Raw genomic sequence first — 25,154 nt, 5'->3', positions numbered from 1 at the left:
ATATGAGATACTCAATTGGGAAGAGATTCTATTTCTTTTAGATAATCATCTATTTTTTCTAATTCTGCTTTTATTTTTCTGGCCATTAATAGCCTGTACTCTCGTTGTGCGTCGTCATGAAAATAGAGTTTACCCTCCATTGAGGTATAAGACCTGCCATTTCCTGGGGCATTCATGGCATTGGTCACGCCCTCCATTTCACCTCTATACAACGCGACAATTTCATAAGATGCTGAAATTTTCGTACTTAATAACTGTATGTAGGCGGTTTTTTGTGAAATTTGACGCTGCTCATCAGCAGCAATTTCACTTTGAATAAGTTCTTCTTTCTGAGATAAGTATGTTTTTATCAAGAAAAACAACGTAATCAAAGATATTAATGGATTGAGAATACCTCCAAAATAATCACCTAAGACTCCCCAGTCAGATGGATTATTAGATATTGAACTGCTCTTGAAATTAAGAATGTAACTTCCAATTATAATAACCAAACAAAATGCGAAAGCTAACATTAGGAGCGTTATAACGGACTTTTCTCTTTTCATTATATTACCATGCGATAACAATTAAAGAAGCAGAATACAATACTATTAAAGCAACAAGCAACAAGCAACAAGCAACAATCAACAATCAAAATTAGTATGCTTTATCGTAAATAATGATTTATCCAATTGGTTCATTAGACCTTAAAAAATGATGACGTCCGCTTTTGGCACAGAACGGACGTACTGGGTGAGTTTAAAGTCTGCTGTGAGCGAAAAGCGGAAGTTGCACGTGATCATCAATGGACATGGAACGGAGTAACCAGCTGAAAGGATAACAACCAAAGCAGAGGTAACTAACAACATTCACCTCATGAGCCGGATATGTATCGCCTTTCCTACCCTCTGAGCATATTAGTATCAACTATTTGCGAACCATGCCGATACTGACAGAATGACTATCATTTGATGATAATGAAAGAAGGATACTTGAATTGAACAGAATGACAGGAATTGCTGTTTTATGTCTTGCGCTGATGGGATGCAGTTCTATGCCCTCAGAAAACAGAACGCAGTACCTGAAAACGGAAATGCAATCACCAGTTTCAGGGCCAACTACAGTAACTGTAACCGCGGACAGCCTTCTGAAAAAAGACAATACCCGTAATTTGCTACTGTACACACTACGCCCGTTGCCTGGAAAAGTATTCACCTCTGATCTGGACAGAAAATTTGCAGCAGCGACGATCTATATCGATTTGTACGCAGATAAAGGAAACAGTACGGCCGAGATCAGTGGTGAGATAAATTACTATGATCACGAGCAATATGTGAATGCCCGCCTGGTAGGAGGCATTGTCAGGACAATACCACTTGCACCACAGTCCATCCCGCTGACTCTCAATAAGCCTTTATCAATCAGTCTGCCACATGGGATCCACTATTCCGTCATGCTGACGGACAGCCAGCCTTGAACATAGCTCCGCTTAAAAAGCGCATGAGGACGTAATGGCGAAAATATGGCACAAAATTAAATCGGTTTTCATAGCTGAACCGGAAGATGCATACTGGGATCAAAGAGCGACCAACCTAGACTATCTGGTGAAGCGGCATACGGGTGAAATCGTAGTTGATCCGAGCACCGCTCACTTGTCTCTGGATGACCGGGCCAAAATGGCAGTCGATGCGGTAGACTTCGAGACGATGCTTGCCGACCTGGAGATATCGACGGATTTTCGTGCACTCAATTCCAATGATATCGTTGTAGCAGCCTGCATTGGGATCATGGGGGTTGGCGCTGCGCATATGACAAATCACTATGCCGATGCACTGGAAGAAAAGTTCGTAAAGCTGCATGAGTATTTTAAGCCTGAGGGTACAGGTGCCAGTCCCTTAGACTACCGGGCTGGTGCTAACCATCGTTCTATCTTTGGGCACGACTTTAATCTCAATCAGAAACTGCCAGACGGTTATACGTATGGAGGGCAAGATGTCGGTGGGCAAACTGTATATTCGCTGGTGCTAAAATACCTCGAAATTAACTTTCCTGGGAGCAGTGGACTCGGCCTGCATCTTAAAGCAATCCTTCATATTCTGACCCACAATCTTTCCGATTTACCCACAACGAAAGGGTTACCTTTACCCTTTTCTTCTTTTTTTACAGAATGGAAAGAGGACCCCACCAAATCATCAGGCTATGCGGCTTCTAACCCTTTAATGGAGGCTCTGGGAGATGAGTACGGAACTATAAACGCAGCTGATGCATCCAGCTACGCTGTTATGAAGATGCTTTTACTCTCCTATGGCGCTTTTGCCCATAGGGGATTGGATACTCCGGAAGATGAAAAAGAGCTACATAGGACGCAACTTGCGGTGATCGCTTATGGCACTGCGCTTGTTATACAGATGTTTCTACTGGTAACAGGAACTCTTGGTCGAACCGGAAAGCTGAACTACCTTATTGCCGGTCCGTTCCTCTGGAACAGTGCCCGCTCGGTGTTGATAGTCCAGAAACAGCATCGTCAAGTCATGACTCATTACGAGAAATCTATTGCCGTACTTAATGACAGCGAATCAAATTTTGACGATTGGGTAAAAACTGTATGCGTTTAGTAAACCATGCCACTAATACAAAAAACTTTTATCATTTTGAAGACTCCGATGATTGTTGCGAGCCTGCTGTAGTAACAGCAGCCGCTGAGCGTTTGCGGCAAAGCAAAGATCTTAATGCTGCTGATGCCGCCCAACTCGAAACGATTGTCTCGCTTGAACTGCTGAGGTATGAGTACGCTTCTGGCGAAATGCCGGTGGATGATTTAAAGTCGCAGATACAAAAACTGCGTAATACTTTAATCGATGTCCATGGCCGGGAACCTTTCGATAACGGCATTATAGACAAAGGTTTCTACAGATTTCTGAACGAGGAATATGGTCTTGTCACAAAGTAAAAACATCCTAGCCGCAGTTGGGTTATTAGTGACTGCTATTTCATCAGCTTTTGCAGGGAAAAAAGCTTCGGACCATCTTGAAAAACGTCGTAAAAAATCGCTTGAAAAGGAAGAGGGTGGGATTGATAAAAAACTGAAAAAGGACGGCAAATGATTATTTTATTTATTGTTATTGCATTAATTGCTTTTGTTATTATATTTAGCGCTAATGAGGTGCCCAGACGAAGAAGGCATGAGGCGATGCAGGAAGCAAAAAAGAAAAGGTTTCGTGATAGTGACCAGAGATGAATGACGAAGTATTACGATCAAGCATATTTAGCATATTGATGATGTCCACTTCCCGTTATCTGATATGTATTAGCTCAGACCTGATCTGACAGTTACCGGTTATTTATACAGGTATCTGTCAGATTACATCTGCCTAAAATTTTAATCAGCCCAGATGCATTTTCCATCAAGTAATGTATCCATTGGCGTCCGGCCACAGCACATTTTTCCCTGATGGGTTCGCTCATTATTATAGTGAGTTTGACCTGCTCCCCGTAGATTAGTACATCATGATGTTAGCCGTGTCCGCTTTTGGTACAGACCTGCTCGTCAGATTAGGTTCAGGTCAGTACCATAGCTGTGTCAGATCAAATCTGAGCTAATACAATTTAGACATTTAGAAAGATGAACCAGCTCATTATTTACTTTCACGCCAGCCAACTGGATATTCAGCAATGGCATTAATATCTGTAAGTAACGCTACCTCCGATTTCATCTGCCTCTGCCGTTCGTGAATTCTGAAGCCATGCATCACCATTGACTGCATCATCGCCGCCTCAAGCTGTTGCAGGAACGCAAAATTCACCGGAACATCGTGGTTATCCGCATCCGTCCAGAAGAACCCTTCCGGTAACTGTCCTGAGCTGCCAGCCATAACCACGGGCGCAAGGCGCTCCTGCGACGCTTTGCCTCCATCCCACCGGCGATTGTCCAGTTCAAAAATAATGTTGGCGCTTTCCTGAACGTCACGCCAGTTGCTGATTTCAGTCAGTTTCTGATTTCGTAAATCCTCCACCATCCTGTCAGTCACAATAAAAGGGGCGACAGGTCCATACTTTCCTGATTCAAGCTCGCTGTAGATACGGCGTCCATGCTCCTCAAAATCATTCGGACATGCAGTGAACGGCAGAAACTCATCAAACTCTGCAAATTTAACCCTGCAGTTAATCGCTGTATGTTCTTTATTCGCCCACTCAGGAGCCTGAATGCCCTCAATGTTCATACAATCTCCTTTTATGAAATTCGCTGAAAAAGACCTACATAATGCGAAGTAGTACCGTTTGGCCACTGGTTTGAGATAATGCCGCAAGCTCGCCACGTCCCCGGAAGAGGGTAAGGCCCATATTGAACACCCGACCTGTAGGCATCAATAGTGTATGTACTATAACGATCCGGTGGAAAAATAATGCCGCAAGCCTTGAGACTCCCCCCTGCAACGGTTGCGCCTGGGGCAAGAGGTGCTCCAACACTCATATATGCCAGCGCAAACGAACCTACAGCATGAAGAGCACCCGCTGGTGCGCCTGCTGGTCCCTGCGGCCCTTGCGGTCCCGTAGCGCCTGTTGCTCCCTTTGCACCTACTGGTCCTTGTGGTCCAGTAGCTCCTGTTGCACCCTTAGCGCCTGCAGGTCCTTGTGGTCCCTGTGGTCCTGTTAACCCGGTATCCCCTTTATCTCCCTTATCCCCTTTTACACCTGCCGGTCCCTGCGGACCTGCAGGGCCAGTTGGTCCTGTTGCCCCCGTTAATCCGGTATCACCCTTTTCACCTTTTGCACCTGCTGGCCCCTGCGGACCTACAGGGCCTATTGGTCCTGTAGACCCCGTTAGCCCGGTGTCTCCCTTGTCACCCTTTTCGCCTTTTGCACCTGCCTGTCCTTGCGGACCAGCAGGGCCAATTGGTCCTGTTGCCCCCGTTAACCCGATGTCTCCCTTGTCACCCTTTTCACCTTTTGCACCTGCTGGCCCCTGCGGACCTGGCGGACCACTGAGGTCTTCACTTTCCTGTATCTCTTTAATGGTATCAGCGGCGGCTTTTGAGGCTGCACTTCTGGCCTGTTCAGCAAGGAGCTGTGCTTCATTCCTTGCCTGTCCACTTTCTTTCTCACTGGCAGCAGCAGTCTGTGCGCTGTTCCGGGCATTCAGGGCGTCTTCCTGAGCTTCATCGCGCAGCGTCAGGGCCTCATCTCTGGCCTGCTCTGCGCGAGTGGCACTCTCAGTGGCTGCATTTTGTTGATTCTCAGCAGTTTTCGCAGCCTGCAATGCTGATGCTTCACTTAAGGAAGCCGATTGTGCACTGCCTGCTGCCTCAGTCTCTGATTTAGCAGCCTTTTCACAGAACTCCCTGGCATGCTGTTCACTTAGCGCTGCAGCTGCAGCGCTGTTATCCCCTTGTTCTGCAGCCTGTATAGCCGTGAGGACGTTTTCAAGCACTGAGGTTTCAGATGCGGCTGCATTACCGGCATGCTCACCTGCTGTTTGTGCTGACGCAGATGCACTTCCGGCACTCCCTGCTGCAGACTGTGCCAAAGCGCCTGCCTCCTGCTGCGCTTTCTGTGCCGCATCAGCGGCGATCTTTGCCTTTCCTGCCTTTTCCGTCGCTGTCTGTGCCGACTTTGCCGCACTGTCAGCATCTGCACTGCTGGCCAGAACGTTCTGCGCGGTCTGTCGGGCATTATCTGCAGCAGACCGGGCAGAATCATCAGCAGCACCCGCAGAGAGTGCCGCCTGGCGCTGTGACTCTGCCGCAGCCGTTGCAGACAACGCTGCCGCGTCTTTACTCTGCTCCGCTGACTGTGCGGCCAGTTCGGCTCGTTCCCGATCCTTCTCTGTTGTACCGCTCAAATCCACTACGCGGTTTACCATTTCCTCAAAACGTTTCATCACCTCCGGACGAAGGTCCGCGTCCTTTGGCGCATCGAGAAACGCATTCAGGGTATCCGGCGTATCGGTCGGGGCCACGTAAATATCGCCAGCCACTGAGAGAGGAAAACCTTCCCGCTGCAATGACACACTGTAATAACCCGGTTCAGCCTCAATGCTGTAATGGCCGTTCGCGTCCGTAACAGAGGATGACATAACCTCCACAACAACGGTCGCGCTGGTTTTCTTCGCATTCAGTTGGATGATGCAGTCCTGTACCGGTTTCCCCGCTCCGTCTTTTAATACGCCAGAGATAAGTACTGCCATAATTCCTCCATAAAAAAAACGCCCGAATGAGCGCTCGTTTTGGGATTCAGTCATCAGTAAATGCTGATGCCTGTGCTGTTCTTCTTCACCACCATGACCAGCAGGTTACTGATAAAAGCCGGGCTATCGCCACCACCACCATTACCCTTAGATGAAACCGTAAAACTCAGGGTCACATTTCCAGCTCCGGCTGGCATATCAATGACTGTACTGAATGATTTCGTTGGAATTGCGGGATATGCGTTGTATATCTCTCTGCCGTTGTGCTTCACAACAAGCCCACAATCTGTCCACCGGTCATTACTTGTGGCTGATTGCCCACTTGCTCCTGCAAAAGTGATGGGGGGAATAATTATCTGCCGATCAAAATCGTGATCATCCTGTATCTGGACCGTGAGGGTTCCATTCGGGTAACGCGGGGTACCGGGGAAAGCCCCTCCAACTGCTTTAACGATATCGCCAACAATCTTCTCTGCCCGCATCGTCCCCTTGATGGTGCAGTTTTCCTCAATGGTCACATTGTTGAGAGCACCAGAGTTTGCACTGATATGGCCGCTGATATCCGCATTACGGGCGGTCAGCCTGCCGGCAGGCGTCAGCATAAAGGTCGGCGGGTTCCCGCCGCTGGTGATAGTGGGAGCCGTCAGATACTTGAGGAACACCTCGTTCATAAATATCTGATTCCCCTGAGCCACAAACATCGGGGTCTCATTACCGTTTGCCGGGTCGATAAACGCGATACGGTTTGCTGCCACCAGGAACTGGCTTACCTTCCCTTCTTCCGTGTCTTCCATGCTCAGGCCCAGACCAGCCACATAGTGCTTCCCGTCTTTGGTCTGCTCTATCTTCACGCCCCACATGGCATTCCATTTGCCGTTCGCGTCCTGCCATTCTTTCGAAAACTCATCCAGCCGGCTGGCGTTGTCTTCCGTCAGCTCCACCTTCTCCAGCAGCTCTTTCCCAAGATGGCTTTCGGTGATTTCCCCTTTGAAGAAATCCAGGTAACCCGCCGCATCGTTGCTGGCCTGCCCTTTAGCCTCCACGAACGCCGATTTCCCGACCTGGTTCACGGCCCGGATATAGAAGTAATAATCCTTGCCGGGTTTGATATTCGCGTTTGCTGCAATCCAGTACAGCGCGGTGCCGAGATAACGCGCATCGGTTTCCACCTGGCGGATATCGGCAATCTGCGTATCCGTAAACCAGAATTCATACTGCACTGTGGGGTCATATACCGCCTGGCGCGGGGTGGCGGTTATCTGGAAATAGCCGGGTGTCAGATCAACATAAGACGGTACTGCGGGTGCGGCGATGCTGAAATCCGTGCTGGCAGGATCGCCCTGCTGGCCCTGGCTGTTCACTGCCCGGACCGTCAGGGTGTAACGCCCCGGAGACAGGTTGCGGAAGGTGTGCTCCGTTTCGCTCAGAGTCAGGCTGCTGGCCAGACGGTCGCTGTTATCTTCCGCTTTCACCGTCAGGCGCAGGGAGAAATTAACCCCCTTCACCACACGCGGAGTTGACCATCGCGCCCGCGCCTGATACTGCCCGTCCTCCGCCAGAATCTCTGTGGTCAGGTGCTGCACGGCAGGCGGCGTATTCGTGATACCGGTGTCCGGTAACGGATCAAACGTCGCCCCGTTATCCACGATGGCTTCTTTCTCCGGAACATGCTGCACGGCGGTAATGGCATACGTGCCATCATCGTTTTCCCGTATAGCCACACAGCGAAACAGGCGCTGGCGCAGGTCCGGCAGTTTCAGTCCCCACACGCTGTACGCCGCCACGCCATCGGGTAACTGGCTGACGGTCACGCGGTCCGGAGCCGGATGTGCGGTAACTGCCACGGTAACAGGCTTGCCATCGCTGCCCACCAGGTTCAGCACCACATTGCCGCCTGGCGGTATCTCCACCTCACGGTCCAGCGTGAGCGTGCGCGTAAGGCTGTCGACCGACAGGACGCGTCCGCCCACGGTCACACCGGCATAATCACTGTCGCAGACCTCAATGATATCGCCGGGAACATGTCGCAGCCCCTCAGCCCCTACGGAAAAATCCACCGTCTGCGTTTCCAGCAATTCGGTGGTGATGGCCCACAGTCCGGCGCGGTGCGCCTGCCCACGACTGGTACAGGCGAACGCATCCATCTTCAGAACGTTGCGACCGTAGCGCCGGATGGCAGCGTCGTTTTCCACCAGTTCGGTTGACGTTTCCCAGCCGTTGTTCGGGTCGGTGTAACGGACCTCGGCGGCATTGTGGCGCTCTTTCAGTGCGCTGAAGCTGTAGATGAACGGCGCACCGTCAGCAGGCATCACCACATTACTCTGCGTATAAGTCCAGGCTTTATCTGCAGGCCGGTCCTGCACAAACGTCAGGGTGCTGCCGTTCCAGACCGGCATACAGCGCATCAGGGAACAGAAGTCCCCCAGCACGTCCCACGCTTTTCGCTGGTCCGTCAGATACGCATTGCAGGTAATACGCGGCTCCGTCCCGCCAAAACCGTCAGGAACAGGCTGATCGCAGTACTGTGCAATGGCATACAGCGCCCACTTGTCCACATCAGCAACACCAATGCGGCTTCCCATGCCATAGCGCGGGTGAGTCAGCATATCCAGCACACACCAGGCCGGATTATCTGTCCAGGCGGGTTTAAACGTTCCGTCCCATATTCCCGAATAGGTCCGTTTTAACGGATCGTAATTCGATGGTACCGGCACAATACGCCCGCGCAGGTGATAGTTTCGCGTAACCTGCTGGCTGCCAAACTGCTCCGCATCCACTTTTACCCCGATAACAGCGGTGTTCGGGTAGCGTTGCTTTACATCGATGATTTCGGTATAGCCCGACCACACCGTTTTGTTCTGCAGCAGGTCTGTCGTGCTGTCATCAGTGAGGCGCTGCATGCGGACTTCAAACGGCCGGGGCGGCAAATCATCAATCACCACAGATGCCAGAAACTGCGTGGTCGTTTTACCTGTTATGGTGATATTCCGTTCCACCTGCCACTTACCTTCCCGGCGAAACTGGATCTGCATCTGTACGCTGGTTGGGTTGCGGTCGCCTTTGGTACTGTTACTGACCAGCGACTGCACACCAAAGGTAAAGCGCAGACGGTCCAGCGTTTTGGTGGTAATAGTGCGGGTCACCGGCTCTGACTTCTTCACCTCCACACCCAGCAGGGTTTCAGCGCCGGAGTCTTCGAACCCCTCCATCGCAGTCTGCTCATCCTCCCCCACGCGGTAAACCACGGTGACACCGTGAACCATCGCGTTACCGTCGCTGTCGAGGACCGGCGTTTTGTTAATTCTGACACTCTTCAGCCCATCCACAGGACCTTCAATCGGCCCCTCGCAGATGGCATCAACTACCGTCAGCATCTGACTGGATTTCAGGTCGTCAGGAGCCTCATGCGGCGTTTTACTGCTGCCACCACCCTTACCCATAATCTGTTCCCTCTGAAACGACAAAACCGCCCGGAGGCGGTTTTAATTAGATAAAGCTGAACTTTTATATTTACAGCAAATTTTATTTCATTCGTTATTTACAAGGCTTTATTAATCAATAATTCCTGCTCTTTTTGAAATTCATCAAATATGCGTTTACCGTCAGAATTTTCATACATAACCAATAGCTCTCCAGTTCCTTTAGTCTTACCAAAGAGTTTAATAGCTATACCTTCATTGTTGCCTACTAAATAATTCGCATAAAAATTGCCGCAAGAATAAGACGATATGCAAGAATAAAAATCTTGATCTTTATTAATGTTCAGAATTGAATCATCTTCAACAGACGGTTTCCCATACTTAGCAGAAATCTTTTTTTTAATATTATAAAAAGAGTCTTTCCCTTCTACACCAAAATCATCATTAGTAATAGATTTAACCAGATACACTGCGAACAGTCCATATTCTTTATCCACCAATCCGTTAACCTTGTTAAACCCTGGCAAAGACAGTGGCGTTTTTTTATCTCAAATAACCTTACTCGTTCTGCATCACTGAATCTAAATTTCCCCGATGGTTCAAAAATCTCTTTAGCTGAAAAATCAGTGGTTATTTTTTTTGCATCAATACCCCATGCCAATCCTAGTGGGGCATTTAGCTTATTATCAGCATAAGTCGATAATGATATGAATGATAACGATAAAAATAATATTTTCGCAATTTTAATCATGATTAATATATCCATATACATAGTAATGATACAGATACTACATAAGTAGTTTAAAAATATCTATTTTCTCATTATCAGCGTCCGATGATCACCACCTGACCGCCTCCACCTTCATCCCGTGTGCTGATTTCCTGGGAGATCGTGCGGGAGCCGACCAGCATTTCACCGTACAACACCGGCAGGGCATTACCCTGAGCCACCATGTTGTCCAGTGACGAAAAATAGGTGTTCTGTTTGCCGTTATCGGTCTGCCGGGACGAGGGGATTTTTGCCTGGGGCGTCAGCATCTGCGCCACACCACCCAGCATCATGGCCATCCCCATAGAAAACAAGACTGAGGATGCTGAAATAGCACTGGCAGATAACGCAGCTCCCCACAGAGCGAGGCTTCCCCCTGCCGTAAAAAAGGACGCGGCTATTGCCACTGCTCCCAGCACCACCTGGAACAGACCACCGGATTTAGCCCCAGCCATGCGTGGGACAATATGAATAATGGCACCGTCCGGCAGCGGCTCGTGCAGACGGGCTGACAGGCTGGTTTCATTCACATCCTGACCGGCGATGCGTATCTGATACCAGCCATCATTCATTTTCTTCCGGAAGCCCGGTATCTGCATGGCCAGCGCGTAAATGGCCTCGGCCCCTGTTTTTATACTGAGGCTGAAGCGGCGGCCAAATCGTTGTAAATCCCCGTAAAGGCAGACTCGTGCCATGCCCGGTGTCGCCATATGGAGTGTGTGCGGCGTTGCCATTTGTCGGTATACCTCTCGCGTTTACTTAGCTGATCAGGAATATGGTGCAACAGTTCGCCGTCGCCGCAGTAAATCGCGGCATGGTTGGCAACCGATGAACCAAAACAACAAATCAGAATGTCTCCGGGCTGTGCCTCTGCGGCATTCACGCGGTAAAAACCGGTCGCCTCCAGATTATCCAGATAGAGATTATCTCCCTGCTTCCACCAGTCCTCCCCCCGCGCAAAATCCGGCATCTCAATACCCGCCAGATGGTACGCATCGCGGAACAGGGTGTAACAGTCCGTCACGCCATGCTCAAATGCCCGCCCGGTGAGAAAAGGCATGCAGCGAAATTTGTATATCCGGTCATCGCAGACCAGCCACCACGGAAGGCCACTTTGCACCTGCAGGCGGCGATCAACATCGCTGAGGAACGGCAGGCCATCAGGATGGCTGTGTACCAGGGCCACCACATCGCCCGCCGCCTGCGCCTGAATGTAATCTGCCGGATCCATACGGAAATACTGGGTCGGTTCAGCGGAAAGATTCTGGCAGGGAAAATACCGCTCCCCAGCAGTCGTGTTCACCACCCAGCCGCACGATTCAGCAGGCGCACACGCAGCAGCATGCGCCAGGATAGTTTTTTTCATGGTTATATCCATCAGGAAAGACGGTTAATGGAGAGGAAACAGCCGATGCGCGGCAGGTTATTACGCAGCTCGCAGCCAGTACGGCATTTACTGCAGGCATCTTTTGCCGGGTCTGCCGTGGGCTTGTCAAACTCATCCGCCACAGGCGGACCGGCATAGCCACACTCATCAGAACGGTAGGTCCAGTTGCAGACATCAGCCAGCATGATCCGCGCCGGAAACACGCTGCCGTCCGTTTCGGTCGGTGTGGCCAGCACAAAAGTCGCCGTGGTGGCTTTCAGTTCGGATAACTGTTCTACCTTCCAGCGACTGACCACTTCCTGTTCCGGATCGGCCTCCGGGTTGCCGCCTGTAAAGTTCACCGCATCGAGAAAACGGGCGTATACAACATGCCTTACCACCGTGGCACCGACGAGGCTCTGCATATCTGCCGCAAGTCCCGTAACCATGCCAAACAGGTTCGACACTGCCAGCGTCGGGCGGGCGGAAGTTCCTTTCCCCACCAGGTCAAATCCGGTTCCCTGTATCGGGTAAACGTCATACTTCCGCCCCTGCCAGGTGACCGGCTCGCCCTTCTCGTTCGCTTCATTTGAAAAATAGTAACGCTGGCCACCAAAGGCCGTCAGGTCGATTTCCCACAAATCAATGCGGGCCGACTGCTCGGTTTTCGTGGTTTCGTTGAGGGTGTTCTGAGGTATATCCTGCATAAGGATCCTTAAGCAATGACCTGCTCAAATTTACAGCTGAAATCAGAATACGTGACGTTGTCCGTAACAGACCATTCCCGGCAGACAACTTTAATCGTGCGGTTGTATTTTGGCGGTCGCCACAAAAAGGCTTTATATCCTCCATGCTCGACCAGAAACGCTTCAAGTGCGGTGCGGGAATTGTCCGACGTGATGCGGAAAACAGGCTGGAAGTTAATTAACTGATGGTTGAGTCCGGTCGGGCGACGTTGCTCATAACCATCCCCAAATTTAATGGTTGTCACCGAAGGGGAAACAGAAGACGGCATCCCCTCCCTGGGTACCCAATGAAAGGTTTTCACTTATCCTCCCGCCAGCATGCCGCCATCACGTCCCTGAGTTCTCAGGATACTCATGACACGCGTGTCGACCATTTTGACCAGCATCTGCGATGCCTGCGGCCCTATCTGCCCGTTTTGCCCGTCATTCTGAATGGTAATGTGATACACAGGTGAATAAGCAATCCCCCCATTCACACCACCACCAGAGGAACCCGGGTCACCCAGCGCCCTGACACCCAGCGTACCGTCAGTCGTTTTTGCCAGAGGCATAATGGCTTCCGGGCCAGCTTCACCAAACACGCCTGCCCCCTTTGCAAAAGCAAACAGGGTCGGGCTGTCATAGATGCCGTTACTGTAGGCACTTAAGGAAGGTGAGTCATAGACACCGCCTTTCGCATTAAAGCTAAAACTGCTCCCAAAACTGCTGATGGCCGTGCCGGTACTCGCGGTGGCTGCGCCGCCAAAAAGACTGCCGCCGATGCCCATAATGGATTTCAGGATGGTGTTGGTAATCAGCGCCTGCGCTGCCATATCGACAAGGTTTTTAATCACCGACTGTGTCAGGGAGGAAAATAACCCAATCATCCCGTCCCGGAGTGTCTGTGTACCATTCAGCATGCCGGTCAGCATGTTGGAGGTTCGCTCCTGGGTGGTTTCCATCAGGCCAATGGCGAGGCTGTTCAGGTTTCCCTGCGACTTATAAAGCTCCACCGCCGTCTGGTACTGCGCATCCGCAGAATCCTTGTCAGCCTTTTGCTTCAGCAGCTCGTACTGCTCTTTATTGATCGCATCGTTCTGGTAAAAAGCCTGCAGCAGTGACTGACGCTCGGTCAGTTGATTGCGCAGTTCTGCCAGCGGATCAACCGTCCCGGCAATATCAATCAGAGGGGCAGACATTGCCGCTGCCTGTGCCTGTAAAAGTTCGCGGGCTGTACTTTGTGCCAGCGTGATTCTGGCCGTCTGGTATTCCTTTTCATCCAGAAGACGGGCATTCAGGAGCGACTTTAGCTCCTGGCCCGCTTCACGCTCTTTCGTAAGAGTTGCTCTGGCTGGCGCATACTGTTCTGCCAGTTCGAGGCGCTGTTTCTGATAGTTTTCAGCATTCAGCAGCAAAGTCTTCTGAATATCAGCCTCGCTGGCTCCGTCAGCGCGGGCGGCTTCAAGAAGTTTTCTGGCGCTTTCTTGCTCCTGCAGGTTGATACGTCCGAGACTGGAGGCATGCGCTGCTTCGATTTCACGCCGCAGTTGCTCATACTGGTTAACCTTCGACTTTTGCCCCTTACCAGTATCACCGCCTTCCCCGGTCCAGGGGGTATCAGGTTTATCGCTCCCTGTTTCATTCCCTGGTTTATCCGGCTTCGGTGTGGGATCGAGTTTCCCTGATTTAGCTTGTTCTATGGCCTCTTTGACAATTTTTTGCCGTTCTTTGAGGAGTTTTAACCCCTGTTCAACGGCATCCAGATCCCCTTTGTAGCGGGTTTTATCGTTCTGTACGCCTTTAAGTTGTCCGAACGGATCGAAGCCACTCAATCCATCAATACGGCTTTCCGCATCCTGAATTTCTTTAATCAGTTTATTTCGCTGAATAACCTGATTCTCAAACTGTTCATCAATGTCCAACTGCTTCACGTTGAGCTGGTTAAGCGACAGTTTTTTGAGTTCTTCATTCGTTTCAACAACAGCATTTTTCAGGTCAATCGCCGACTGGCGGGCGTTCTTCGCCTGATTATGGAAATAGAGCAGCGCCGAACCGGCCAGCATCGCTGCGCCCACAGGACCGCCCACCAGTGCCAGCGCCCCTCTGGCCATACCTACCGCTGCAGAGGCTGCGCGGGCTGAAACGGACAGCTGTTTATTGGCTGCATTCAGCTGGCTCTTTGCCTGGGTGGAGAGCAGTGTCTGCTCGGTTTCCTGGCGAATTAAGCGGTTAAACTCGCTCTGGTAACTCACGTTAAGGCCAAATTGCCTGGCGCTTTTCTCCATTTCCCGATAACGCCCGAATTCTGCGTTATTCTGCGCCAGCGTGGCAGCGGTACTTTCCAGCGTTTTTCGCGCCATATCGGCCTGCGCCATCGCGCTGGCCCTGACTGCCTGCTGCTGCTCAACCCAGGCACCGATGTTCCCCCTGATACCTGCCGTCAGTTTTGTCGCCAGAACAGGAATCAGCGTATACAGCGCAACGTTAGCTACTGTATTGAAATTATCCGTCAGGCCATTAATGGCATCGGTAACGGTCTGGACACCACTGCGCAGCGGGCCGTTTCCGCTCTGTCCTACCTTAATAATCAGACCTTCAAAAGCCGAAGTCAGGCTGAGAAGATCGCCGTTCAGGTTATTTACCCTGATTTCGGCCTGCTCATGCGCGGTCTGCGTACCGGTCAGGGCGGCGGTCAGCGACTCCACCTTCTCGCGGTTCTGCACCAGGATGGATGCTGCGCTGAGGTTTTCCACCCCGAACAGCTTTACGGCCTGTTTTGTTGACAGGTTTTTTCCCGCCAGATTCTCCAGCGCCTGGCTCAGCCCGACAACAGAAGGCTTCAGGGTCTTATCCGTTCCTTTCTCCAGATTCAGGATCACGTTGCGCAGTGCGGTCCCGGCTTCGCCGCCTTTCACTTCGCGCTCCGCCAGTACCTGTATGGCGGCATTGAGGGTTTCAAAACCCACGCCAGCCTGTGCCGCTGCCACCCCGCCATTTTTAATCGCGGCAGCAGTATCGGCTATCTCCGACGAGCCAAATTTCGCGCCAGCAGCCAGCACGTTGATATACCGGTCGGCTTCACTGGCTCCCGCCCCAAACTGGTTTAATGACAGGGCCAGCGTTCGGGTGGCATCCGGAAGCGTGGTCCCAGCGGCCTGGGCCAGCGTTAACGCGCTTTTGGTCGCCGCCGTCAGCCCCGCAGAGGTGCTCAGCAGTTCAGGCTTTGCCGAAGCCATCAGCTTAATCGCCTCAGCGGCCTGTGATGCGCTGTATTCCGTTGTGCGGCCCATTTCCTGCGCCGCCTGATCGTACAGTTTCATCTGCGCACTGGTGGCACCGGTGATAGCCTGCAAATCCGACAACGACTGGCTGTACTGCCGCGTGGTGCTGATAAAGGTACCCAGCGATAAACCCGCCCCGGCAAAACCTGCCAGCCTGCCTGCCAGCCCCGATACCGAAGCAGAAACACGCTTATAGGCATCCTCCGTCTTTTTCGCATCGGCCTGGGCATTGCGGTTAAACTGGCGTGACTGACTCTCAGCGCTGCCGTAGGCGCTCATCAGCTGCGATTTAAAGTTCGCTGCATTCAGATGCAGCCCAACGGCAAGAGAGGCAACGTCACCCATTACATTAATACCTTCATGACTGCCGCACACTGCGCATCCAGACTCTGGTTCGCTGCTGCGGGTGATTTAACAGGGGGCGGGTTATTGTCAGAACCTTCTGGCGAAGGCTTTTTGAAAATGCCCTGTTTGAGGAAGAAAGCACGCCAGTGAAAAAGCGTGTCAGCCGGAAGCGCCGCAATTTTTGACGGGTCAGGCTCGCCCCAGCGGTCGGCCAGCCAGAAAATCAGCTCCAGCCAGGGCGAGTCACTCAGTTTTTTTCGGCGGTTTCCAGCTTACCGATGCCGTGCTTTTTCACTTTGTCGATGGCATCCAGAAGCGCAACGTTATCGTGTGCCGCCAGCAGCTCCTTCGCCGTGGGTTTGTCTTTGGCTTTAATCGGGGAGCCGTCAGGCTGAACCAGACTGTCGATAACAATCTGTACGCTCAGCTCTGACGCCATGCGGGCGTTGCCAGAGGTCTGTGCCTCGATGAGCGCATCTTCATGATCAATAAGCTCAGCCGCCGTCAGCCGGCGAAGGTAAACCTTTGTACCGAAGATTTCGGTTTTAATTGGAGAGGGTTTTGCGCTGAGCAGGGCCTTTTTCAGTTCGGAGAGGCTAAATTCAGACATGATGTATCCTGTTTTTCAGACGAAAAAAAACCGCCCGGAGGCGGTGTGTAACGGGAAACGGATTACGCGCCGGCATCTGGCGCCGGGGCGGCAATTCCCCATTTAATGTTGTTTTGCTTACCCTGCACCGTAATCTGGATAACTTCACTGGCAGGCGCTGTGATTTCGTTCATCTGCCAGCCTGAAAGCGCAAGGATCATTGAAGCCGTTCGTTTGTTCGGCAGCTCAATATAAAACTGAACGGTCTTACGCTGTTCTGCAGCATTGAGGAACGCGGTGAAATCTTCGTTTTCCGGGTCGTCAATGAATCCCAGAGATTTCTCCGGCCCTTCCGGCAGGTCTGACACCGACTGCTTACTCTTGTCCAGCAGGGTGGTACAGTCGACAAATCCTCCCGTCTGACCTGTCGCGCCCAGCGCCTTGCAGTTAATCAGCGGTTTCAATGCCGCTACAGCGGCTCCTACCTCCCCAAACTTCACCACCGTCCCGGCAGGAAGCATTGCGTACTCAGGGGATGATTTTGGCGTGTTATTTTCATCAGCCATAATGATTCTCTCTTAAATAGTGGGCAGCGGTTGCTACCTGTTCTGAATGCCATTGCGGATTTCTACGGTCAGAATGCGCAGAACCTTCTGGACGTTGTAATCCAGTGCCGGACGGATGAACGGATCGGCAACTTGTTTAACCGTCCCGAACTCCTGGGCCAGCGCTTTCATGTAATGCTTTTTGCTGGGGCCAACCCGAAGGGTGACCACCGTATTTCCGCGACCTTTCCGGGTGGAAGAGCGAATTTTGATGGAATCACGCATATGCTCTGCAGAGGACGCATCGTCGAAGCCGGCATGTTGTTTCATGTCTTCTTCCACCACTTTCAGCGCCTCACGCCCTGCATCACGTAACACCTTCGTGCCGACCTTTTCACCGAGCGCAGTAAGCTGCCGCTCCAGCTCGTCCAGCCCTTTTACGTCCATAGTGATCATGGTGAGGCGTCCCGGTAGTGAAAGGTAAAATCCCGCACGAGCCGGTACTGAATATTGCCGCTGGTCAGTACCGTTTTACTCTGCTGTATTCCACCCCGGACCACATTCTGCACGGGAAAACCCTCCAGCTGGCCATGCACGATAGCGGTCCATTCCGCGCTGATTTTCTTATCCAGCTGTAACAGGCGGGTGTAGTCATTAAGCAGATGAATCGCTATCTGGAAGCGGCCCGCAATCAGGCCTGTGCGCAACAGTCCGGCGTACAGCTCCGGATCGGAAATACACTGGTAAGTAATCCCCTCCTGCAGCTCATCAGGCAGGAGCAGAGGATAAACATCCAGCCCGGTCAGGCGTTCAAGTGCTGTCTTTAATGCCAGCTCGATCATGACGTGCGTCTGCCTCCCCTGTGATGATGATGCGGTCCGCAAGACGTTCGACGTTACGAACGGTATAAACCCGGTCAGACGTCGTTATTTTCCAGTCGATATCAATATTCAGGTTCGGATGAGTGGTAAAAAGACACGTTTCAACAACCTGCTGTTGATCCAGTGTGCGGACCTTTCTGCCCGATACCAGCTCGCGCTTCGCCCAGGCTTTCCCGGTCGCGACCAGTTGTTCCGGCAGATGTTCACCCAGCGGCCCCCGGCCGGATTGCATATACCCAATCGAAAGACGGCAGGTCATTTCTTCCGGCTTCAGGCTCATACCGTGTTCTCCTGCAACGGGAAAAGAAGGTGCCGGACCGCAGCCGTCTCCAGCCACTGACCAGTGAAACCATTCAGATACGCATCCCCGACCAGATACTGCATGGCCAGCTGGATATCTTCATCCGCCACAAAACCGCGTACCCCTTCCGGCAGCGCCTGCAGTTCGTCATCGCTTCCCACCAGTTTGCAGTAGTAGTCACGCTCAATACTCTTCTGCGCTGCCGCCACCATTTTAGTGAGCATGTCGTCATGCTCCGTGAAATCCGGCTCCAGACGGAGCTGGGTTTTCACATCATCCAATGTCAGTATCATGGTCATCGGCTCCCTTGCGGGGACTCAGCGCCTTTTCCGCATCTTCTGGCCATACCGCAATATGGCGTTCAACCAGTTTCTCTGCGTACTCAGCATCAAAACAGGCCGTATCACCGCGTGAATAACGATGATAGGGTCCCAGGAAAAAAACCGCTTTCCGCGCCACTTCTGCTCCCGTCAGGCCCGTGGCCCCGTTGGTTTCACTTCCGGTCAGATCAACACCTGTATCACCTGAACCCGCTGCAGTATTCTGACCGCCATCCCCGTCCACTGTATTTTCCGGCGTCAGTTCATCCGGCTTTTTCACATCACCGGCTGCAGCCGCCGCTGCCGCTGCTTTTGCTGCTTTCGTTGTCATCGTTTTGCTCCTGAAAAGAAAAAACCCGCTGCTGCGGGCCTGGGGGATTACGTGCTTTTACTCTGTGCGATCGTGGTCGCACAGAGTGCAGGACCGGTTAAAACAGCACTTTTGTCCCGAGTACAAGACCTTCCGGATGACGGAAGCCGATGTCGTGCTCCGTCACCACGCGGATCAACGACTGGTTACGGGAGAACGCGGAAACCAGATTGCCATCCCCGTCCTGGTAGGAGGCTTCCTGCGAGAACGACACCTTCATGTTGCCGTCTTCACCGATAACCACATCATTAAAGTCCGCGAAGTAAATTTCCGACTCTTTGCCTGCGTCACCGAGGTTTGCCGGGATAGCGCTGGTACGCTGAATCTGAAATCCCTTCAACATCCCCTGGGCCATTTCCGGGTAGACCTTGTTACCGTTACCGTCGCGCAGACCGAACAGTTTCATGTAAGTCCGGTTCGACATGCCCCAGCCGCAGCTGATCATGTTGCTGTTCCCGTCCATAGCCATCAGGATAATGTTGTCGAGATAGGTATCAATCGTCTGCAGATTAACCTCTGCAGCAGCTTCCCACGGCAGCAGGCGGTTCCACTCAGTTGCCCGCGCTTTCATACCGACAGGCGTATCACCGGTACCGTCATCGCGCATAAAGGCTTTATCTTCACGAACAGAAATCGCGGTCAGAATATCCTGCAGGACCAGCTGCTCCACGTTGTAGCCAGCACGACCAATCAGCTGGTTGGAGATAGGTACCATTGCAATCATGGTTTTCGCAGTGAGTTTCACATCATCGAAGCGCGCTTCTGATGTTTTCGCATCCTTGCCTTCCCCGGTGTAGCTCGCCGTCGCACCACCGGCCAGACGCGGCAGCGCCATATTGCCGTTCGGCAGCGGAATGGAGCGCGCGCCCAGCTTACGGACGATGGTGCGATCGCGCAGCAGTTCGATCACCTCGCTGTGCAGGTTTTGCGGAATAAGAACGCCACCTGACGCGGCGGCAGTGTTGATGGCCATCGAGACAGACGGGTCATTCAGTTCTTCAGCTGCAAATTTAGCAGCATCCTGGACGTTACCCTGTGCTGCCGCAATCGACATCACCAGACGGGTCATTCCTGCGCCGGTATATTGCTTTGGCTCTGCTTTAACGCTGATACCCGGAGCCTGTTGTGTACCTTTAACCGGTTTGGCAACAAGCGCTGCAGCACGTTCAGCTGCTTCCAGACGATCCATTTTGGCACTGATATCTGTAAACTGCTGCTGCAGGCTGGCAAATTCGGTTAACTGCTCCGCTGTCAGCGTTCCACCAGTAGTTTCAATCGTGGCCAGGGCCTGTACCTGTTCATTAATACCCGCACGCTGACGACGTAATTCTTCAATCTGTGGCATAGTTTTCTCTCTTTTTGGCATAAAAAAAGCAGCCAACAGGCTGCTTTCTGGTAATGACGCGTTAGCGCCGGGTCACATTCTGGTTTGCAGGTCCATCGCGGCGGCCTGCAACTTTATGGAAGTGGTTTGTTGAGGTTGTTTGTACTTTGCTGCAATGGCATTAATCGCAGACTGAGGATCCGAAACTTCATCGGCAAGACCAGCAGAAATGGAATCAGCGCCGAAATAGATTCCGGCCTGCGTGTTAATCACCGCCTGAGGGGCAAGATTCCGGTATTCCGCTACAGAGGTAATAAATGTCTCGTACATATCGTCAATCATCCTCTGGAACATTCCCCGAGCGTGTTCACTCAGTGGCTCATGTTGTGTACCGTTATTTTTGTTATCTCCCCGAAAAATCGTGGTGAATGTTAACCCCATTTGCTCTTCCATCCTGGAAGTATCCAGGTGTTCTATAATCACTCCAATCGAGCCGACTCCACTGGTCTGGCTGACTACAATTTTGCTGCAGGCCGAAGCGATAAAGTAAGCCGCAGAATAGGCGCTGTAGTTCACAATTGCAGTAATAGGCTTAGTTTGACGTGACTGGAAAATATAATCGGCCAGTTCCTTGCATCCAACCGCCGCACCACCACCAGAATTTATATCCAGCACAATTTCACTGATGGAAGGGTCATTTAATGCAGCATGCACCTGGCTACGTATGCGCTCATAGCTGGTAAGTTCAGAACACATTGCAGTAATTTGCCCACGACGCGGAACCAGAATGCCGTGAACAGGAATAACTGCCATTCCACCAGCTGGTTGAACCAAATCTGGCGCCTGATTGTTATCAGGATCCTGCGTCATGTGAATTCCAGCCTCTTCTGATAATCCCTGAATACGGGGAACCAGCACAGCTTTTACAGAATCCATTGTCTGTCGTGTCACGTAATGTGGAACACCAAAGACCATAGCCGCCAGGTGCGGCAGATTAATTAAATTTTTTGTCATGATGTTTACCAGGTCAGCCCGCACTGCGGGTGATATTCAGTTTCTGGACAGAATAGAGTTGATTTCTGCCAGTTGTTTTGCTGTTGGCGTGTTATCGCCAGGTAAGATTTGTTTACTGTCGACCATATTCAGAGGAGTCAGGTATTTGTCCCCTCCGGCGATGGGTGGAAGGTTCTCCATGCGGCGAATGTCGTTAACCGATAACCAGCCCCACTGTCGGCCTAGTGCATAAGATTCATAGCGTGACTTCTGATCCCCGCGCAGCAGGCCAGAAACATTGAATTCAATGTACAGATCACCGCGCTCGCTGGGTAAAAGCAGATCGCGCATTAATGCGCCTTCATGACGCTTCAGCCAGGCCAACAGCGTGTACATCACAAACTGCAGCCCCTGGTGCTCAATGTTGTTATTCGTGGCTTTCGCCAGCATCTGCACCATATGAGGCGGGATTTTATAGAGTCGGCACACTTCCTCCACGCCCCACTGACGGGACTGCAACAGCTGCGCTTTCTCATTGTCCTGAGATAACTGCTTGTAGCTCATCCCTTCCTGAAGCAATGCAACAGAGAAGGCGTTTCTGACGCCGGAATATCTGTCGGTCCACTTTGCCAGCAGGCGGTCGATAGCATCCTGGCTTTTGATCGTCGGAGCGTCTTTTGGACGCTCAATAACGCCGCTCATCGTTGTACCACGGCGAAAGACCTGAGAAGCATGCTCTTCCACGGCGAGGTTTAGCCCAAGAACATCCGCGTTCGTCTTGATTGGGGAACTGCCGATATAGCCATCCAGTGAAAAGACCTTCACATGATGCATCATGCGCATTGGCAACGTTTCGCCAATTTCGGGTAGTTCATAATATGGCATCCCATCCGGGCCTTTCAGGACAATGACCTTTTGGGGATTAACCGGGATTAATTCGCGGGGATAACCTTTCCCGTCCCTGTCGATGATCGAGTAGCAATTCCCCTCCAGACCAAGCAGGCCCTGCTGCTGTTCAAAGTATTCAAATGAAGTGTCTTTTTTGTTGGGCTGGGAATGAATCAGATCATAAACAGGGTGGTCAGTCGCCCGTTCACGGCCTCCGTTAGCGCCTCGCCTGTAAAGTTCACACGGCAGCTGCGCCACCGATTCTGCCAGAAGCGTTACACATGCCCGGACCGCCGATAACGCCATTGCGGTTTCAGAAGTGATAATGATCCCCGCCTTGCTCTGGCTGGAACTCACACCACCCAGCATCGCCTGCCAGAAACTACCACCAGACTGAGATTTACCCCGAAACATCTGGGGAATGAACATTATTCACCCCCTGATTTAATTACGCTGGCAGACATTGATTTCGCGATTAAAAATGACCACAGCAGGCAGATTGAACCGCCGGTAATAAGCCCGGCTGCAGGTGAAATAAGCCAGGCACCGGCAGACAGTAACGCGGCTCCGGCGAGGCCGATAAAAAAACTTAAAAACGTCATTAGCATGCTACATCTTCCTCGTCGTAAACGGATGAATTACTCGCCCGGCTATTCAACATTGCCCGTCCGATTGCCATAATCAGCGAAACCGCGCCATCGATTTTGTTTTCGTTCTGCTCTTTGATGGGTTTAACCACATCGTCATTACCGGGCAAATACTTCCCGACGACGTTGCTGATACACCAGCTCATAATCGGGTTCCCGTCGTGATGAAAGCGGCCTGACTCAATGGCGGCTTCCAGCTCCTTCGTCGGATCAGACATATTGGTGTAGTTCTGAACGATAGTGATCGGATTAAGGCTTTCATCCGCCAGATCATGTGAAAGCCCCGTCGCGCCGAACGGGTCAATCGGTGACTCACTGACTGGGTTGAGCTTGTTTGCCGCCTTGGCCTCTTCAAGGATGTAGCGGTAATCAACTTCAGCGCCATCAGTAACTGTAAGCAGTCCCATTTCAACCCATTTCTGAAATCGCTCCGCAGTACGACGATCTTCGTTCTTTTCAACGCTGAATACTGCGTCGTAGGGAACCCAGAAGCGGGGAGCAACGCTGTAGTAATGTGTCTTGCCGTCAATTTCCCTGGTGAACAACCGCGCCATACTGTTCATATCCAGCTTGCGCGCCAGGTCGAAAGACAGAACACATGGCTGTCCTTCGAATTGCTCAAGCGTAAGTGTCTTATCCTCACAGTTCTGCCAGGAAACCAGGTTGTAGAAAGCGGCACGGGCTGCAACCCAGATGTTGAGGTGTTTAGTTTTAAATACACCAGCCTGACGGGCGTTATTAATAGCTCTCTGTTGCTGGCTGAGGAGAAAGTCACGATAGACCGACACGCCCATATTCGGGTTAGCTTTTTCCAGCACTTTAGGATCGGTCCAGTCATCCCCCTCGTCGACGGTGTATATCACGCCGAACAATTCCTCATTCGGTACTGTGCCGTTCAGCATCTCAATCACTTCACGCCGTTTGTCGTAGCATGGACCCTCAATGTTGTAACCCGCCGTCGTGATCGCCCACATTAGTGGTTGTCGCCGCGCTCCCATACCCGTCAGCATAGTGGTGTAGAGCGAATCTGTGGGATGTTCGTGATACTCGTCAACAATCGCACAGTGCGGTGAAGCGCCGTCCCCAGGGTTACCAATCAGCGGCTCAAAACGCGCGCCATCTTCTGGCCGGTTCAGGTTGGACGCATTTACTTCAATCCCGAACGCTTCCACCAGCAGCGGGGTGCGCTTACACATCAGACGAGCTGGTCTGAATACTTCCCACGCCTGTTTTTCAGTTGTGGCCCCGGAATATACTTCAGCGCCAAACTCGTTATCACAGGTAAAACAGTACAGCGCCACACCTGCCGAAATAGCTGATTTCCCATTTTTACGCGGTATCTCCGTGTAAACCTCGCGAAATCGTCGAAGCTTCGACCCTTTCTGGACCCAGCCAAAGGCGCAGCACACAATAAACAGTTGCCATGCCTCCAGAGTGATCGGCATCCGCTTGAATGCCCACTCTCCTTTTGTATGTGGCAACAACTGGATAAATTTCGCGGCCTTTTCTGCCATGTCTTTATCGAAGCGGTAACGAAATTTCTTACTCTTTTCAGCCGCCATGTCATCGATATGACGCTGGCAGGCCTGAATGACAAACTGGCACGCCGGAATTTTCCCCCGCACAACGTTGCGGGCGTATTGATTCGCGGCGTTTACGTTGGGGTACGATTTCCGGCTCATGAGTTGATCATCTTCAGGAAGGGGTTAGAGGTTTTCTTCTGTCCGGCAAGGCCGATCAGTCGTTGACGACTGCTGGGGTCAAGGCCAAGCATGGATCCGGTAGAACTCATCTCCGATTCCTGCTCTTTCTTTGCGGTTAACTCAGGGTTTTTTATCTTCCCCCCCATAGCACCAGTGATAGACAGCCCCTCTCTGGCGATATTTTTAACCGCTCTGCGCCAGAACTCATAGGCAACACACCAGCGCTCAAGTACGGCAAGATCGGTAACACAGAGTAGTCCCTGTCCACATAATTCTTTCGTGGTCAGTTCCCACATGATGGCTGCCATTGGCAAACCTTCATCCTCAGAAAACCAGTCAGGTGGTGCCACACCTTTAATCGGTGTGAATACAGGTTCCTCTTTATTCAGGGCTCGTTTGCCGGGGTTTCCTGCCAGCTCCTTGCGCGCCGTTGGCTTGGGACGACGCCCGGAACGCCCCGCCGTTCCAGCCATAAGCGACACTCCTGGTTAAATTTCATTTTTCGCGGGTATAAAAATACGAGGA

The 25,154-nt window shown here is 51.8% G+C and carries 27 protein-coding genes; 4 read left to right on the top strand and 23 right to left on the bottom strand.

The genetic code is table 11. The features are described 5' to 3' along the window. Positions 1-11 precede the first annotated feature (11 nt). Entirely contained in the window at positions 12-545 is a 534-nt protein-coding gene (locus OGY10_RS10000; protein WP_286576708.1) for a hypothetical protein, read from the bottom strand. 431 nt (positions 546-976) lie between these two features. On the opposite strand from OGY10_RS10000, the gene OGY10_RS09995 reads away from it, so the two are divergent. Genes OGY10_RS09995 through OGY10_RS09980 form a run of 4 tightly spaced genes read left to right on the top strand, consistent with a single transcriptional unit; the run spans position 977 to position 3,083 of the window. After that, positions 977-1,456 carry a hypothetical protein gene (locus OGY10_RS09995; protein WP_191226125.1) on the top strand — a complete coding sequence of 160 codons (480 nt, stop codon included), beginning with the start codon at positions 977-979 and terminating at the stop codon, positions 1,454-1,456. Between the two features lie 34 nt (positions 1,457-1,490). Next, positions 1,491-2,594, top strand: coding sequence for a hypothetical protein (locus tag OGY10_RS09990; protein WP_286576707.1), 1,104 nt, complete (start codon positions 1,491-1,493; stop codon positions 2,592-2,594). Beyond that, positions 2,585-2,929: a hypothetical protein gene (locus OGY10_RS09985; RefSeq protein ID WP_191226127.1), complete on the top strand. Its 345-nt coding sequence runs from the start codon at positions 2,585-2,587 to the stop codon at positions 2,927-2,929. The genes OGY10_RS09990 and OGY10_RS09985 overlap by 10 nt, the downstream gene beginning before the upstream one ends. Next, a complete protein-coding gene (locus tag OGY10_RS09980; protein WP_155553786.1) occupies positions 2,916-3,083 on the top strand; it encodes a hypothetical protein in 168 nt (55 codons plus the stop codon). The genes OGY10_RS09985 and OGY10_RS09980 overlap by 14 nt, the downstream gene beginning before the upstream one ends. A gap of 531 nt (positions 3,084-3,614) precedes the next feature. Here OGY10_RS09980 and OGY10_RS09975 read toward each other — a convergent pair. From OGY10_RS09975 to OGY10_RS09870, 22 genes are all read right to left on the bottom strand, one after another. Further along, the gene (locus tag OGY10_RS09975) at positions 3,615-4,199 is read right to left on the bottom strand and encodes a DUF4376 domain-containing protein (protein WP_286576705.1); all 585 of its coding nucleotides are present in this window, start codon (positions 4,197-4,199) and stop codon (positions 3,615-3,617) included. 11 nt (positions 4,200-4,210) lie between these two features. After that, a complete protein-coding gene (locus OGY10_RS09970) occupies positions 4,211-6,163 on the bottom strand; it encodes a prophage tail fiber N-terminal domain-containing protein (protein WP_286576704.1) in 1,953 nt (650 codons plus the stop codon). A gap of 53 nt (positions 6,164-6,216) precedes the next feature. Then, positions 6,217-9,603: a phage attachment tail tip protein J gene (gpJ, locus tag OGY10_RS09965; RefSeq protein WP_286576703.1), complete on the bottom strand. Its 3,387-nt coding sequence runs from the start codon at positions 9,601-9,603 to the stop codon at positions 6,217-6,219. A gap of 98 nt (positions 9,604-9,701) precedes the next feature. After that, the gene (locus OGY10_RS09960) at positions 9,702-10,079 is read right to left on the bottom strand and encodes a hypothetical protein (protein ID WP_286576701.1); all 378 of its coding nucleotides are present in this window, start codon (positions 10,077-10,079) and stop codon (positions 9,702-9,704) included. Between the two features lie 328 nt (positions 10,080-10,407). Next, positions 10,408-11,085, bottom strand: coding sequence for a tail assembly protein (locus tag OGY10_RS09955; protein ID WP_286576699.1), 678 nt, complete (start codon positions 11,083-11,085; stop codon positions 10,408-10,410). Then, positions 10,983-11,717, bottom strand: a complete 735-nt coding sequence (locus tag OGY10_RS09950; RefSeq protein WP_286576698.1) for a C40 family peptidase — start codon at positions 11,715-11,717, stop codon at positions 10,983-10,985. Before OGY10_RS09950 ends, OGY10_RS09955 begins: the two co-directional genes overlap by 103 nt. A gap of 11 nt (positions 11,718-11,728) precedes the next feature. Further along, positions 11,729-12,424, bottom strand: coding sequence for a phage minor tail protein L (locus OGY10_RS09945; RefSeq protein WP_192469007.1), 696 nt, complete (start codon positions 12,422-12,424; stop codon positions 11,729-11,731). Between the two features lie 8 nt (positions 12,425-12,432). Beyond that, on the bottom strand, positions 12,433-12,765 hold the full coding sequence (locus OGY10_RS09940; RefSeq protein ID WP_086538890.1) for a phage tail protein: 333 nt from the start codon (positions 12,763-12,765) through the stop codon (positions 12,433-12,435). Continuing rightward, positions 12,766-16,068 carry a phage tail tape measure protein gene (locus OGY10_RS09935; protein ID WP_286576695.1) on the bottom strand — a complete coding sequence of 1,101 codons (3,303 nt, stop codon included), beginning with the start codon at positions 16,066-16,068 and terminating at the stop codon, positions 12,766-12,768. A 247-nt stretch (positions 16,069-16,315) separates the two neighbouring features. Further along, complete coding sequence (locus tag OGY10_RS09930) at positions 16,316-16,678, bottom strand: phage tail protein (protein WP_044700554.1); 363 nt, start codon at positions 16,676-16,678, stop codon at positions 16,316-16,318. Positions 16,679-16,740: 62 nt separating this feature from the next. Beyond that, complete coding sequence (locus OGY10_RS09925) at positions 16,741-17,223, bottom strand: hypothetical protein (RefSeq protein ID WP_003832379.1); 483 nt, start codon at positions 17,221-17,223, stop codon at positions 16,741-16,743. A 33-nt stretch (positions 17,224-17,256) separates the two neighbouring features. After that, entirely contained in the window at positions 17,257-17,658 is a 402-nt protein-coding gene (locus OGY10_RS09920) for an HK97-gp10 family putative phage morphogenesis protein (RefSeq protein ID WP_032943069.1), read from the bottom strand. Beyond that, positions 17,655-18,044, bottom strand: a complete 390-nt coding sequence (locus tag OGY10_RS09915; RefSeq protein ID WP_042309009.1) for a hypothetical protein — start codon at positions 18,042-18,044, stop codon at positions 17,655-17,657. The genes OGY10_RS09920 and OGY10_RS09915 overlap by 4 nt, the downstream gene beginning before the upstream one ends. Beyond that, on the bottom strand, positions 18,013-18,363 hold the full coding sequence (locus OGY10_RS09910) for a phage head closure protein (protein ID WP_003832373.1): 351 nt from the start codon (positions 18,361-18,363) through the stop codon (positions 18,013-18,015). The genes OGY10_RS09915 and OGY10_RS09910 overlap by 32 nt, the downstream gene beginning before the upstream one ends. Beyond that, positions 18,360-18,677 carry a head-tail connector protein gene (locus OGY10_RS09905; RefSeq protein WP_003832371.1) on the bottom strand — a complete coding sequence of 106 codons (318 nt, stop codon included), beginning with the start codon at positions 18,675-18,677 and terminating at the stop codon, positions 18,360-18,362. Before OGY10_RS09905 ends, OGY10_RS09910 begins: the two co-directional genes overlap by 4 nt. Continuing rightward, positions 18,658-19,035 (bottom strand): hypothetical protein, encoded by a 378-nt coding sequence (locus OGY10_RS09900; RefSeq protein ID WP_044700565.1) that lies wholly within the window; start codon positions 19,033-19,035, stop codon positions 18,658-18,660. The genes OGY10_RS09905 and OGY10_RS09900 overlap by 20 nt, the downstream gene beginning before the upstream one ends. Before the next feature lie 97 nt (positions 19,036-19,132). After that, complete coding sequence (locus tag OGY10_RS09895; RefSeq protein WP_286576692.1) at positions 19,133-20,419, bottom strand: phage major capsid protein; 1,287 nt, start codon at positions 20,417-20,419, stop codon at positions 19,133-19,135. A 72-nt stretch (positions 20,420-20,491) separates the two neighbouring features. Continuing rightward, entirely contained in the window at positions 20,492-21,412 is a 921-nt protein-coding gene (locus OGY10_RS09890) for a S49 family peptidase (RefSeq protein WP_286576690.1), read from the bottom strand. A gap of 36 nt (positions 21,413-21,448) precedes the next feature. Beyond that, positions 21,449-22,708 carry a phage portal protein gene (locus OGY10_RS09885; RefSeq protein WP_286576689.1) on the bottom strand — a complete coding sequence of 420 codons (1,260 nt, stop codon included), beginning with the start codon at positions 22,706-22,708 and terminating at the stop codon, positions 21,449-21,451. Next, positions 22,708-22,887 carry a hypothetical protein gene (locus OGY10_RS09880; RefSeq protein ID WP_003832363.1) on the bottom strand — a complete coding sequence of 60 codons (180 nt, stop codon included), beginning with the start codon at positions 22,885-22,887 and terminating at the stop codon, positions 22,708-22,710. The genes OGY10_RS09885 and OGY10_RS09880 overlap by 1 nt, the downstream gene beginning before the upstream one ends. Continuing rightward, complete coding sequence (locus OGY10_RS09875; RefSeq protein ID WP_016150031.1) at positions 22,881-24,608, bottom strand: terminase large subunit; 1,728 nt, start codon at positions 24,606-24,608, stop codon at positions 22,881-22,883. The genes OGY10_RS09880 and OGY10_RS09875 overlap by 7 nt, the downstream gene beginning before the upstream one ends. Next, a complete protein-coding gene (locus OGY10_RS09870; RefSeq protein WP_279275601.1) occupies positions 24,605-25,102 on the bottom strand; it encodes a phage terminase small subunit P27 family in 498 nt (165 codons plus the stop codon). Before OGY10_RS09870 ends, OGY10_RS09875 begins: the two co-directional genes overlap by 4 nt. Positions 25,103-25,154 lie beyond the last annotated feature (52 nt).

Source organism: Citrobacter sp. Cpo148 (genome assembly GCF_030332375.1).
GTDB lineage: Bacteria > Pseudomonadota > Gammaproteobacteria > Enterobacterales > Enterobacteriaceae > Citrobacter > Citrobacter portucalensis.
Note: the sequence above shows the minus strand (reverse complement) of the source record. Positions and strands in the feature narration are given on the sequence as shown.